Origin of the sequence: Halobaculum marinum, from assembly GCF_029338555.1 — an archaeon.
GTDB lineage: Archaea > Halobacteriota > Halobacteria > Halobacteriales > Haloferacaceae > Halobaculum > Halobaculum marinum.
This window is the reverse complement of the sequence record NZ_CP119990.1, coordinates 143,500-157,093: the sequence shown is the minus strand read 5'-3', so window position 1 is coordinate 157,093 and position 13,594 is coordinate 143,500. Positions and strand designations below refer to the sequence as shown.

At 68.6% G+C, this 13,594-nt stretch carries 8 protein-coding genes; 3 read left to right on the top strand and 5 right to left on the bottom strand.

Going from position 1 to position 13,594, the window contains the following annotated elements:
• Nucleotides 1-36: 36 nt before the first annotated feature.
• The 3 genes from P0R32_RS16090 to P0R32_RS16080 form a co-directional block, all read right to left on the bottom strand.
• The gene (locus P0R32_RS16090) at nucleotides 37-876 is read right to left on the bottom strand and encodes a ParB N-terminal domain-containing protein (RefSeq protein WP_276239473.1); all 840 of its coding nucleotides are present in this window, start codon (nucleotides 874-876) and stop codon (nucleotides 37-39) included.
• Nucleotides 877-895: 19 nt separating this feature from the next.
• Nucleotides 896-2,023 (bottom strand): Gfo/Idh/MocA family protein, encoded by a 1,128-nt coding sequence (locus tag P0R32_RS16085; RefSeq protein ID WP_276239472.1) that lies wholly within the window; start codon nucleotides 2,021-2,023, stop codon nucleotides 896-898.
• A 517-nt stretch (nucleotides 2,024-2,540) separates the two neighbouring features.
• Nucleotides 2,541-3,539 (bottom strand): DUF1616 domain-containing protein, encoded by a 999-nt coding sequence (locus tag P0R32_RS16080; RefSeq protein WP_276239471.1) that lies wholly within the window; start codon nucleotides 3,537-3,539, stop codon nucleotides 2,541-2,543.
• 334 nt (nucleotides 3,540-3,873) lie between these two features.
• On the opposite strand from P0R32_RS16080, the gene P0R32_RS16075 reads away from it, so the two are divergent.
• Nucleotides 3,874-5,508, top strand: a complete 1,635-nt coding sequence (locus P0R32_RS16075; RefSeq protein ID WP_276239470.1) for an alkaline phosphatase family protein — start codon at nucleotides 3,874-3,876, stop codon at nucleotides 5,506-5,508.
• 28 nt (nucleotides 5,509-5,536) lie between these two features.
• Here the strand turns inward: P0R32_RS16075 and P0R32_RS16070 are convergent, their stop codons facing one another.
• Nucleotides 5,537-6,118, bottom strand: a complete 582-nt coding sequence (locus tag P0R32_RS16070; protein WP_276239469.1) for a metal-dependent hydrolase — start codon at nucleotides 6,116-6,118, stop codon at nucleotides 5,537-5,539.
• 361 nt (nucleotides 6,119-6,479) lie between these two features.
• On the opposite strand from P0R32_RS16070, the gene P0R32_RS16065 reads away from it, so the two are divergent.
• Nucleotides 6,480-7,790, top strand: coding sequence for a right-handed parallel beta-helix repeat-containing protein (locus P0R32_RS16065; RefSeq protein WP_276239468.1), 1,311 nt, complete (start codon nucleotides 6,480-6,482; stop codon nucleotides 7,788-7,790).
• A 928-nt stretch (nucleotides 7,791-8,718) separates the two neighbouring features.
• Here the strand turns inward: P0R32_RS16065 and P0R32_RS16060 are convergent.
• Nucleotides 8,719-12,216 carry a PKD domain-containing protein gene (locus P0R32_RS16060; protein WP_276239467.1) on the bottom strand — a complete coding sequence of 1,166 codons (3,498 nt, stop codon included), beginning with the start codon at nucleotides 12,214-12,216 and terminating at the stop codon, nucleotides 8,719-8,721.
• A gap of 175 nt (nucleotides 12,217-12,391) precedes the next feature.
• Here P0R32_RS16060 and P0R32_RS16055 point away from each other — a divergent pair, with 175 nt between their 5' ends.
• A complete protein-coding gene (locus tag P0R32_RS16055; RefSeq protein WP_276239466.1) occupies nucleotides 12,392-13,543 on the top strand; it encodes a glycosyltransferase family 2 protein in 1,152 nt (383 codons plus the stop codon).
• The last annotated feature ends 51 nt before the right edge of the window (nucleotides 13,544-13,594 follow it).

Sequence of the window (13,594 nt, the reverse complement as noted above, 5' to 3'; positions counted from 1 at the left end):
TGTCAGCGGAGAATTGCCGTCGGTCGAGGTCGGCGGTTACGCCTGCGCGCCGAACTCGAGGTACTCGATGTCCGGGTGGTCCGCGTAGTCGGCGGCCCACTCCTCACCGCGGACGTACGCGTCGCGGACGGTCTGCCAGCCGCTGTGCCGACGCAGCACGCGTACGGGGACGTCGGTCAGCCCGATCAGCTTCACCATCGACAGGCGGTTGCGACCGTCGCTGAAGATCAACTCGCCGTCGCGGCCGACGTGGACGGCGATCTCGTCTTTCAGTCGCTCGGTGAGCAACTGAGACCGGCGACCGAACTCGATCGGGTCGTCGTCGCTCTCGGCGAGCAGTTGCGCTTGCGTCCGGTAGCCGTCGGTCCGGAGTCGCTCGTACAGGCGTTCGATGCTTTCACAGCGCTCGCGGAACTCCGCCTCGCTCCGACACCCCCACTTGACGACCCCGCGTTCGATCTCGTTGACGACGCGGTCGTAGAAGGGCGTCTCCTCCCACGGGACGCCCTCCTCAAAGTGCGCGACGTACGCTTGGTACACGTCGAGGTCGGCGAAGCGGAAACAGTCGTCGCGGTCCCAATCGTCGCGGTCCCAGTCGCCGCCGGTGACCACGCCGGCCTGCGTGTACTTCGGCACGTGGAACTCAACGCCGCGCTCGACTGCTGCGGGATCGATCTGGATCAGCCGGTACGGCTCCGGGGGCGCGTCGTAGCGGAGGCCGTTGGCGATCGTCCGGGCGCGGATCTGTGCCCGCGCGAACCGGTCGCGCGCGACCAGCATCGGTGTCTCCAGGGTCGGCAGGCGGTCGAGTAGGCGTCGTCCAGACTCGCGGACGACACGGTCGAGCGCCGGCACCGAACTCCCGTTCACACTCATGATCCTCTTGATCCCTCGATCACTCGGCGTCCTGGGTGATTGCCTCAGCGTCGATCGGGGCGCCCTCCTCGGCGGACTCGGCGGCGGCGGTCCGGATCTCTTCCATCAGGCGGACCATCCACCGGGACTCCGACAGCGGCACCGGCATCTGTGAGGGGTCGCCCGCCTCCAGCGCGATCGACTCGGCGTGGTTCTGGTAGTAGTGGGCGTTGAGCAGCCGCTCGGTGTCCCAGTCGTCGGAGTTACTGCGCTTGATCACCGCCCGGAGGTTCTGGATGGTGCCCGCGACCCGGTCGATCACGTTGTCGACGTTGTTGAGGGCGCGGCCCTTCCCGCCGGCCTTGTAGTTGCGGTCGTGTTCGACGAGCGTCTGGGAGATCAGGTCGGCCGTCAGCGACATCTCCGTCCCGTGGATCATGAGCTGTCGGACAGGCCGGGTGCCACCGAGCATCGTCGTCCGGCACAGCACGTCGTCGTCGGAGACGTACTGGACCATCGCGCCGTCGTAGGTGAAGTCGTACTCGTACTCGCCCATCAACTGGGTGGTGGCCTGCACGTCGTCCTCCGAGCGTGGGTACCCACCCGCGCGCAGCGTCATGTAGATCGGGTGGGGGAGCCCCTCCTCGAACTCGCCGCCGGCCAGGTCGAAGTTCCACGGCCCGCGGTTGGGGTCGTCGGGGTTCGAACAGCCGGTGTAGATCACCTCGACGCCTTTGATCGTGCCGCACTCGCCCGACTCCATGCGCTTGCGCGCCTGCCGGACGACGGGGTCGAAGTTGTGGTTGTGCTTCTCGGAGACGGTCACGCCGTGTTCGGCGGCGTACTCGGCCAGCTCCTCGAACTCCGCATACGTCTCGGTGATCGGCTTCTCGATCTGTACCGGCACGCCGGCGTCGATCACCGTCTTGGCGACGGGGACGTGCGTCTGCACCGGGGTGCAGACGTGGGCCCAGTCGAGGTTCTCGGCGGCGAGCAGTTCGTCCAGGTCGGTGTACGCCTGGATACCGTACTTCTCCGCCTTCGCGGTCGCTATCTCCTCGTCGAGGTCACAGATCGCGACCAGCTCGGTCCGCGGGTTCTTCGAGAGGCCCGAGAGGTGCACTTCGGACACCGTTCCGCCGCCGATGACGGCAGTTCGTAGGGTCATCGTCGGTACGTCCGCCGGTCCGCCCATTGTTATAGAGCGAGTACCGCGCTCGGAGCGCGCGGTCCCGCCCCACCGCCAGCGGTCGATCTGCGGCGACAGTCTCCGCCTACGACGGCGACACCGACCTGCGTCCGACCGGCTCTTCGCCCGTCTCTCACCTGTCAACGCAGTGGCGGTCGTCGGTCCGTCCACGTCGTCGGTCCCGACTCCTCTGCGACTGCACGTCCACTCGCCTCCTGGGCTCCGGCTACCACTGTCGCCGGTGTCCGTGTTCGCCACGGTCGCCGACTCGACGGTGACTCCCTCTACAGCGGACCGACTGGACGAGGGCTATGGTGTGCGCTGGCCGTCGATGCTGCGGACGTGGTAGCCGTCGGCGGCGAAGGGATGAACGTCGTCGTAGCGAACTGCTCGCCACACGCGCGGTCGCTGCACTTCGTCGGTGAGGTGGGTGCCAGAGCCAGAGAAGGAGCGATCGGTGCGTCCGCAGTCCGCGGTCGGGGCGTGTCTCCCCCTGCTATCGCACGTCGATCCAGAGGTAGAGGTGCTCGTCGGCGGTCGCGCCGGAGGGGTTGGCCGGTGCCTCGCCGCGGTAGACGAACACGCTCAGGCGGAGGTTCTCACCGAGGAGTGTCGGCGACACCGAGAGGTTCTGCTGGGCCTGCTGACCGTCGGCGACCGACACCGAGAACCGCGACAGCTCGTTCCGTTCGAGCACGGTCAGCGACTCCGTGGTGTTGGCGCCTCGGACGCGGTCGAGCACGACGACCACCTCGTACTCGGCGTCGACGCCGAGTCGGTTGTCGAGGGTGAGCACCAGGTCGGTCGACTGTCCCGCCTGGACCGCCTCGGGGTAGTTCCCGGCGACGAGTCTGTCGTTCCCCTGCGTCAGGAGCGCCGCCTCGGTGTACGACTCTCCGGTGTCGGGGGCGGCGAACCCGACTGCCAGTCCGCTGACGGCGAGCACGACGGCGAGCGCGACGAGCACGTCAAGCCCGCGGTCGATTCGTGACCCGTCGCCACCCCACCGTGTCCGGAGTTCCTCGCGCCACCTGCCGACCGGCACGTCGTACCGCGCCGCCGGCGCCAACTGGATCCGTCTGACCGCCCCGGCGGCGCTCGCGAGCAACACCAGCGCGACCAGCGTCGTGGTGACCGTGAGGGTCGTCAGGGGGACGCCGACGGCGGCCAGCGAGACGGCGACGAGCGGCCCGAGCGCGACGCTGGTCGGCACCGCGAGCGAGCACCGCTCGAACCACCCGAGCCCGTCGGCCGTCGGGAGGCGCCACACGCTCGGGCGCTCCGCGTCCGCCGGTCGGTCGGCGGGGAACAGCACCGACAGTAGGGCGTACCCAGGGAGGAAGAGGATCAGCGGCGCCGCGAGCACGACGCGGACGGCCCCGCCGACAACCCCAGCCAGCACCAACACACCGACCAACAGCGCGTACCCCGCGACGAACGGCACGTCGGTCGGGACGCGACCGAGGACGCTCGACCCGTCCTCGTCGCCGCTCATCGCTGCTCCTCCGCCCGCGGCCACGGTCCGGACCCGGCGATCGATCTCATGGCTGGCGCTTCCGCCGTTCCGGGCATTGTTATACGGCCCGTACTCCGATGCTCGACGGCGAATTTCCGGCGACTGAGTGGCCGAAGCTAGCGATCTCTCCAAGCACTAGGTTCTCGCAACTGCGGTTCGACTGGCCGCTCCGTACTGCTCCCACGACCTCGATAACTGCTCTGTAGCGCTCTGTAGCTTCATCAGCGTCCTAACAATGCTCCTCCTCCCGAGAGCCGCCGGTGTGGACTATGAGTCCAGTCAACCTGCGGCAGACGCCGACGGAGGAGCGACCATGACCGGGACGCCGACCGGGGCTCCGGACGGGCCTGGGGCGTTCGTCCTCGGGTTCGACGGGGTGCCGTGGAACCTCGTCGAGCGGTGGGCGCGCGAGGGGGAGCTCCCCGCGTTCGCCGACCTGCTCGCCGACGGGGCGGCCGGCCCGCTCGACAGCACCACGCCGCCGTCGACCCCGCTCGCGTGGCCGGCTATCGCGACGGGGCGGCGCCCCGACGGCCACGGCTGTTACTGGTTCCGCCGCTTGGAACGGGACTACTCACACTCGGTCGTCACGGCCGACGAGATACGCGGCCCGCACGCCTGGGACCTTGTCACGCCGGCGACGGTGGCGAACGTGCCGATGACGTACCCTGCCCATTCCATCGACGGCGCCATGGTCACGGGGATGATGACCCCCTCGACGGGACCGGGGTTCACGCACCCGCCGGAGTTGGCCGACCGGGTAACCGAGGCGATTCCGGACTACCAGATCGGCCTCGACTGGCAGCGCTTCGACGGCGACGCGGCTGCCTTCGCCCGCGAGATCGACGCCCTCGTCGACTCCCGAGAACGCCTGCTGGAGTTCCTGCTGGCGGAGACGACGTTCCGGCTGGGGTTCGTCGTGTTCACCGCCCCCGACCGCCTCCAACATCTGGTGTGGGACGAGGAGATCATCCTCGACCACTACAAGCGACTCGACCGCGTGCTCGCGACCGTCCGCGCGTACACCGACGCGCGGGACATGACCCTGTTCGTCGTCTCCGACCACGGGTTCGGCCCCGCCGAGCGCGTCGTCTCCGCGAACCGCGTCCTCGAACGCGAGGGGCTGCTCGCGCGGCGCGACGCCGGCGGCACTCGTGGCGTGCTCGGACGCCTTGGCGTCGACAAGTCGGCGATACGCGGGTGGCTCGACCGGGTCGGCATCGACGACGCCGCACTCGTCGAGTCGCTCCCGCAGGGGCTCGTCGACATGGTAGCGATGCAGGTGCCCGGTGACAACGCCGTCTACGACGTCGACTACGCCCGCTCCGAGGCGTTCGTCCGCGGCCACGGCTCCGTCTACGTAAACCGCCGTGACCGCTTCGACGACGGCGTCGTCGCTCCCGACGCGGTCGACCCACTCAAGCGCCGTCTCGTGGGGCTGTTCGAGTCGGTCACCGACCCACGGACCGGCGAACGCGTGCTTGAGGTGTTCGACGGAGACGACCTGTTCCCCGAGGATCCGGACTCGCCAGACCTCGTGGTCGAGGGGGTCGAGGGCTATCTCGTCCAGACGCCCCTCACCGACGAGGCCGTGGTCGACGCCGACCGGGCCGCGGCGGGCCACCGTCCCGGGGGGATCCTGTTCGCGGTCGGTCCCGACGTCGACCCGGGCGCTCGGATCGACGGGGCCCAGGTGACGGACGTGCTCCCGACGCTGCTACACGCCATCGGCGAACCGATCCCCGGGACCGTCGACGGTGAGGTGCTGTGGTCGGCGTTCGCGCCGGGGTCGGACGCTGCGGACCGCCCGGTAGAGACGAGGGCGGCGACCGACACTGATCCGACGGACGGGCGCCCCACGGCGGCGGTCGCAGGCGCGAGGGGAGAAGCCGGCGGGGAAGATGAGGTCGTCGAGGCGCGACTTCGGGGGCTCGGCTACATCGAGTGAGCCTGCCTCGTCGGAATGGCGGCTCGTGCTACTCGCTCGCGTCGGGTTCCGCCTCCGCGGGCGACAAGAACCACTCCGTCCCCGGCGCGCCGTCTGCGATCCACAGCACGAGCGCCGTGAGCAACAGCGCGAGGTCCGCGAGCAGGTACGTCGCCCCCGCGGGCGTCGCGAGGTAGCCGAGGAAGGCGGCGAACAGTTCCGAAATGTGGCCGAACGCGTCCGGCGTCGAGGCATCTCCCGCTGGGACGATGGGCCACAGGAGGAACCCCACTCGGAGGTCACCTTTCACCACGAGTGGGTACGCCACGTCGCCAAGCAGGTGGCTTCCCCACCCGAGGGCGACCGCGACGGTCAGTCCGCGAACGCGCGCCAGCAACTCCAGGACCCCTGTGAGGACAGTCACTCCCACGAGTGTGAAGACGGAGTGGCCGAGCGACCGCCCAGATGGGAGCACCCCGAGCCACCACGCCAACGGCTTGTCGATGAGGTCGGGCGCTGTCGCCGCCGCGACGACCGCGATGGCGGCCACCGTCGACGGCCGCCCGCCGCGAACTCGCGTGTACAGGGAGTAACAGATGTAGGCGACGGCAACGTGGTCCCACGGCCACATCAGTCGGCGGCCCCCTCGGCGCACGTCGTCCCACCACGGAGCCGACCCGCGCGTCGAGACCCCACATCGCAGCGTGCGCGACGGCTGGCCGTCGCGGTCGCACCGTTCGTGTCGACTCGACCCGTCGCTCCGCGGTCCCCGGACATCGATCTACCGTCGTCAAGCGCCCACCGAACTTAGTTAGCTCCCTGATAGTGGGTGACGACCCGCGCTTCCGCCGCCCGAGCCGGTGCTGCGCGAACCTCCCGATAGCCACCGAATACGGAAGTCGGACGCTTACAATGTGACCCTAGCGGGTTGCTACGTACTGACTATGAGTCCATACTGGCGGAGCAGAACCGAGAGGCGGGCAGTCGTCGTCGTGGTCGTCGCACTGCTCGCTGTCACAGGGGGGATCGCTGCGTTCGCGGTGCCGGCGGTCGCCGACGAACACTACGGCCCGGAAGCGACGACATACGTCGACAGCTGCGGGATACTCGACGACTCCGGCGTGTACGTGCTCCGACAGGACGTCTCCGCCGTCGAAGGTGACTGCTTCCGCGTCACCGCCGACGGCGTGACACTGTTGGGGGCGGGTCACTCCGTGACCGGCGGCAACACGAGCGGGTCGGCGATCGTCGCCGATGGCGTCTCTGACCTCCACATCGAGGGGGTTGCCGTTTCCGAGTTCTGGAACGGTATCACCCTCTCTGGCGTCGAGGACGCCGCGTTCGCCGAGGTCCGCGTCGTCAACGCGACCGGCGACGGCATCCGCGTCGCCGACTCGACGGCGGTCGACGTCGAGGACGGCACTATCACCGGCGCCGGCGGCCACGGTGTCGTCGTGGTCGGCAGCGAGCAGGTCAGTGTCGCCGAGACGACCCTGGCCGACAACCGGGGCAACGGCGTCACCGTCCGCCAGTCGTTCGCGACGACCGTCCACGACAACCGGATCACCGGCAACGGCGGGATGGGTGTCCGCGTCGACGACGCTCCCGAGGCGTCAACCCGCGCGTCCGCCGACGGACCGCCGTCGTGGCTCCTCCCGATGCTCGGCGACGCCGGGTTCGCAGGACTCGGCGACGTGTTCGGCTCCGCTGCCGCAGACACGACTCCGCTGACGATCAGCGACAATCGGATCTCGAACAACCGCTACGAGGGCGTGTTCGTCAGGGGGACGAACGGCAGCGTCGTCTCCGGCAACACGGTCACCGGTGCGACCGACGGGATCCACCTGATCAACTCCTCCGGCGTCACGGTCTCGAACAACGTCGTGTCCGGGAGCACCGACGACGGAATCGCGCTCGCGGGCGTCCACGACAGCACCGTGGCCGGCAACGTCGCCTCCGAGAACGCCAACGACGGCGTGTACCTCATCGGGACGAACAACGAACTGTCGGGCAACACCCTCTCCGACAACGGCGACGACGGCGTCGACCTCGACGGCGGGTCGGCCAACCGATTCGTGTCGAACCGGGCGTTCAAAAACGCCGACGACGGCCTCTACCTGCGCGAGTCTGACGGCAACGTCGTCTCGGACAACTCGCTCCGGGACAACGCCGACGACGGCTTCGACATCCGCGGCTCCACCGGCAACGCCGTGTACAACAACACGGTGTGCGGCAACGACAACCGCGACCTCCAGGTCCGGACCGGCGTCGTCGGCAACGACGTCCACGACAACGACTGCTGACGCGCTCGGCCCTCCACCTCGTCACCCGGTACGGCTGCCTGGGTTTCGCTCGCTTCCGTTTTTCTCACGTTCTAGCCTTCGCCACGCCGTTCGCCACACCTCGCGAACCCCGTCTCGCTGTCCCTCTCGTCGCGTCGTCTCAGACGAGGCACGTCGGTTCGCTCGCTCGTCCTCCACCTCCAAGGGCGCCGTCGCCGTCGCGCTGACCCCGCATCCTCGAGACGGTCGCGACCCTGCGCGGGTGGTCGACTTCCTCGACGACTCGTGTCGAGGGACGCGTCCCCGGAGGTGACTGTGTCGGCGACGAGGTGCCGAGTGGGCCCCGACGCTGTGTCACGCCGGCTGCCCGAACAGGGATGGCCGGCCCTCACCCAGATCCGCTCTGGCCGGCGCGAGCGTCTGGGGGACACCATCGCCCGCGGCTGCTGCGACCCGGACGGTGGTACCGATGCACCGCCGCCGAGGCTGGTGGAGTCGTCCGTCGTCCCCGTGACACCGAGGGTGTAGCTGGTGGTCCCAGCGTGGTCGCCGCTCGAGTGGTGTCGTCGGACGAACGTCCGCGTTCGACGGGGCGGCCAGCGGTGGGCGCACGCCGCGCGGCCGAGCGGCGCGACGCATACCGAGAGGACGACTCGGGCGAGACCACCGACCCCACGCCGGTCTCGGGCGGGGCACACGGTCGTCGGTTTAGAGCGCGGTGTGGCCGTGGCTGCTCGGCGTCGTACCGTCACAGCAGGTCGTCCGAACGCACCGCACCACTCGTGCGGGTTCCTCCACGCTTCGAGCACCACTACCGGGTTCGTCGACACAGGCGAAGAACGGGCACGGCCTCGGCGACGAGCGAACGGAGACGGTGGCTCGCTGACTGGCCGTCGGCTGACGAGCGGAGTCCGCTTCCAGAATCGAGTCGGGGGAGCGCCCCCGGACGTCAGTCGCTCCGCCGGCGACCGCGCCGGGCGAACGCTAACGCGGCGACCCCGAGCGCGATCAGCGCGGCGAGCGCGCCGAACCCGGGTGTTGTCGTCGAGGTGTCACCCCCGTCCCCGGGGTCGTCGCCACCGCTCTGCGTCCCCTCCTGGTCGGTGACGGTGACGGTGACCGTCTCGTTGCCGACACTCGCGAGGTAGCTCCCGGCCGCGGCGATGCTCCGGGTGAACGTCACCTCAGCGCGCTCGCCGGGTGCGACCGTCACGGTCTCTTCGGCGACCGTCTCGTTGAACAGCGACAGTGAGACCGTGGTGTTCCCGCTCGCACGCCCGTCGTTGCTGACCGTCGCGGTGAACGTGATCTCCTCGCCGACGTCGGGCGCGTCGTCGCTCACCGTCAGGCCCGTCACGGTGAAGTTCGGCTGCGGCTCGGACACGCGGACGAGGAAGCGCTGGTCCGTGTCGATCTGGACGGAGTACAGGTCCGCCGTGTCGAACGTTCGCGTGAAGCGAACCGTCCGGCTCTCGCCGGGTTGGAGCGTGAACTGGCGCTCCTCGACGATCGTGTCGTCGAGTTCGAACTCGATGGTCTTCGTCCCGCTCCCGTTGCCGATGTTGGTGACGCTGGCGGTCACGACGAGCGTGTCACCGGTGACCAGTTCGGTGCTGCTGAGGTTCACCGAGACGTCGGTGAAGTTCGGCTCCAGGTCGTCGGGGTCTGGCTCGTCGACGTCGTCGGCGCCGCCGCCGCCACCGCCTCCGCCGCCACCCCCACCACCACCGCCGCCGCTACTCGGTGGTGCACCACCGCCACCACCGCCACCGCCGCCGCCGCCGCCACCACCGCCGCCTCCGCCACCGCCACCACCGCCACCGCCGCCGCCGCCGCCACCACCGCCGCCTCCGCCACCGCCACCACCACCGCTGGCCGGTGCCTCAGAGACGGTCACCTCTGTGGAGGTGGACGCGGAGATGTTACCGATCTCTACGCTCAGGTTGACGGTGTACTCCCCAGGTGAGTCGAACGCGTGGCTGACGACGCGTCCGGTTTTGGTCTCTCCATCCCCGAGCGTCCATCTGTAGGTCACCGAGGAGGCGTCTGCCGAGTTGATGCCTCCGCGGAAGGTGACGGATTCACCGACGTCGACGGCAGTCGCGTCGGCGTCTATCGAAGGATCGGGCTGGTTGACGTTCACCGTCCAGTTCGCCACCAGCGACTCGGTGTTGCTGATGACACGCACTCGCGGCACGTACGTCCTAGCTTCGGTGTACGTGTGGGTCACCGTCGCCGAGCCGTTGGTGTCCGTCTCGAAGGTGCCGTCGCCGTCGAGGTCCCACTGGTAGGTGACGCCGCTGCCACCGATCGCGGTGTTGGAGGCGTCGAGTGTGATCTCCTCGTTCACGAGCGCGTTCCGTGGTGCCGTCAGCTCTGCGGACGACTCAACGGTGATGCTGGTCCTCGCATCCAAGGTCTCGGTGTCGCTGCGCACGCGGACGGACGCGGTGTAGTCGTCGGCGACGTTGTACGTGTGGGTCACCGTCGCCGAGCCGTTGGTGTTCCTCTCGAAGGTACCGTCGCCGTCGAGGTCCCACTCGTAGGTGACGTTGCTCCCGCCGATCACTGTCCCGGAGGCGTCCAACGTGATCTGTTCCCCGACGCGAGCCGTCGCCGGCGCAGACAGGTCTGCGAACGACGTGACGTTGATCGGGGTCGTCGCGTCGGCGGTGATGTTCTCGCCGTCGGTCACCCGGACCGTCGGTTCGTAGTTCCCCGCCGCCTCGAAGGTGTACGTGAGCGTGGGGTCGGTGTCGGTGGACCGCTCGAAGGTGCCGTCGCCGTCGATATCCCACTGGTAGGTGACGTTCGACCCGCTGACGGTGCTTCCGGAGGCGTCGAGTGTCACCGACTGGCCGACCGGCGTCGAGTCGGGCGCCGACAGGGACGCGTCGATCCCGACCCGGACGGGTACCTCTGCGGTGTCCGTCTGGCCGTTGGTGTCGACGACCGTCACCGTCGCGGTGTACGCGCCCGCCACGTCGTAGCTACTCGACAGCGTCGGGGAGGTCTCGTTGCGTTCCGGCGTCGAGTCACCGTCGAGGTCCCAGCGATACTCCACGATCCCGAGGTCGTCGCTCGACCCGCTCGCGTCGAAGGTGACCGACTCCCCGACGGCGACCGTCTGCGGGGTCGCGTTCAACGCAGCCGTCGGCGGCTGGTCGGGCTGGACGTCGACCGTCACGGTGGCGCTCGTCGACTCGTTGTCGTCGTCGAAGACGGTCACCTCGACAGACTGGCTCCCCGCGGTGGCGAACGCCGTCTCGAACGTCGGACCCGTGGCGTCGGCGGTCCCGTCACCGTTCACGTCCCACTCGAAACGCTCGACCGACCCGTCGTCGCTCGGATCGCTCGACCCGCTCGCGTCGAACGTGACGGTCTGGTTCACGACCGGGGTCGACGGCGTCACGGTGACGTTCACCGTCGGGGCGCCGGGGTTGCCGACGACCACCTGCGCGGAGGCGACGTCCTCGTTGCCGTAACTGTCCATCGCCGTCACCTCGACCGTGTAGACGCCCCGTTCGTCGAACGGAATCGTGGTCGTCGGGGAGGTGGTCACCCGCTCGAACGAGTCGTCACCGTCGATGGTCCACACGTACTCGACGACGTCGCCGTCGCCGACGGTCCCGCTGGCGTCGAACGCGACTGTCTCGCCGGGGTCCGCGCTCGACGGCGCGGTCAGATCCGCCGTGACAGACTGATCCGGGTTGCACTCGCCCGCGTGGATGTACACGTTGCGGTCGAGGTCGAGGTTGTACGTCTCGTCGTCGTCTTCGCTGAACAGGGTCCAGTCTTGTACCTCGTACCGCTCCGCACCCGAACGGTTCCAGTCGCCCCAGTGGGCGGCCTCCTCGTTGTAGTCCGGGTCGAGGATGACCGTCCCGGTGAAGTTGTCGAACCCCTTGTACGCGCCGCCGTCGGTGCGGCCCTCGGAGTACTTCCAGTCGACCGTGGTGCTGGTCGTGTTGACCCCTACCCAGTCGTCGTCGTTTCTCTGTCCGCTGGTTTCGGTGTATATGTCGTCCGTGACGGCCCAGAACCCGCCCGCGGGGAGTCCCTCGAAGTCGTACGTCACGGTACTCCCGTCGCCCGTCCCGCCCAACTCGTCGTGGACGACGACCATGCTCGTGTCCTCGCCGTCAGCGTAGAACAAGAGTGAGCTTCCGCGCGACTGTTGGAATTGCTGGGTGCCATGGGAACTGTAGTCGTTACTGGGTGGCGTCGTTGTCGGATTCCGGTAGTCGTAGAACGCGGTGACGTCCTGCGAGCCGTTCTCGTACGGCGTCACAACGTAACAGGAACCCGCCTGTGCGACCGCGAACGTCTGTCCGTCGCCGGCGGCTGCCGCCGCAACATCGACGAGCGGGCCGGCCGTCGGCGCGAGAACGAGGAGGGCGACGACGAGTACGACTCGTGCCCTTCCCCCCGCGGAGTACGTACTCATTACGACCACGTGCCGCCGATTCGGGCTTTGTTATAGGTCGGCTTCGAGAACGCGGGGTTCGCCCGCCCTCGGTGGCCACCGTCCCGTAGTCTCCGGCTTCTCTAACAGGAGAAGGGTAACAAAACCCGGTCCGGGGGAGGGATCGATCGACCGACGGATACGGTCGGTCCGAACCATGTATCGAGGCCACACAGTCGGGGTCGTGATCCCGGCGTACAACGAGGAACCGTTCGTCCGCGAGACGGTCGTCACGGTGCCCGCGTTCGTCGACCGTATCTACGTGATCGACGACGCGTCCACTGACGACACGTGGACGGAGATCCAGCGCGCGGTCGAGATCGACCGCAGAGCCGACTCCGAAGCGTCACGGGCGAGACGCAGCGACGAGTTCGACCAGCGCGTCGTCCCGATCCAACACCAGCAGAACCGTGGGGTCGGCGGCGCGATCAAGACTGGGTATCTCCGCGCCCGCGAAGACAACATCGCCGCGACCGCCGTCATGGGCGGCGACGGCCAGATGGACCCCGACGTGCTCGGCACGCTGCTCGACCCGATCATCGACGGCGAGGCCGACTACGTGAAGGGGAACCGTTTCGCCGGTCGGCGCGACCACGGGGACATGCCGGGACTGCGCTTCGTGGGCAACGGCATCCTGGGGGCGCTCACGAAGATCGCCAGCGGCTACTGGTCCACCGGCGATCCACAGAGCGGCTACACCGCCATCTCCCGACGCGCGCTCCACGAGGCGGACATCGACGAGATGTACGAGTTCTACGGCTACTGCAACGACCTGCTCGTGAAGCTCAACGTCGCTCGCCTCCGCGTGGTCGACATCCCCAACCCCATCATCTACGGCGACGAGGAGAGTCACATCCGTTACCGGACGTACGTGCCGCGCGTGTCGTGGATGTTACTGCGCAACTTCCTGTGGCGCCTGCGCACGAACTACGTCGTCTACGACTTCAACCCGCTCGTCGTCGCGTACGCGCTCGGCGCCGGTGCGGTGGGGGTTGCCGGCGTCGGCCTCCTGGCGACGCTCGCGAGTGGGGCGTCGCTGCTCGTCGGCGGACTGCTGTCGACGGCGGTGTTCGTCCTCGGCGTGCTCTCGTTCGTCGCCGCGATGGCGATGGACATGCGCGCCAACGAGCACCTCGACGAGGTGATCCTCCCCGATCGCGGGACGCCTACCGGCGAGCAGACTCGTCCGTCGAGTGCGACGTACACCCGTGCGCCGGTCGCAAACGGGCAGTCGCCGCGCCGTGGGGCAGAGCGCGCGGTCGAATCCGACGGCGGCCGTGCGACCGATACCACTTTCTCTGACCAGTAGCAGCTGACTGTTCCTCGATAGTCGGGTGGTAACAAACGTCGACCCACGCAC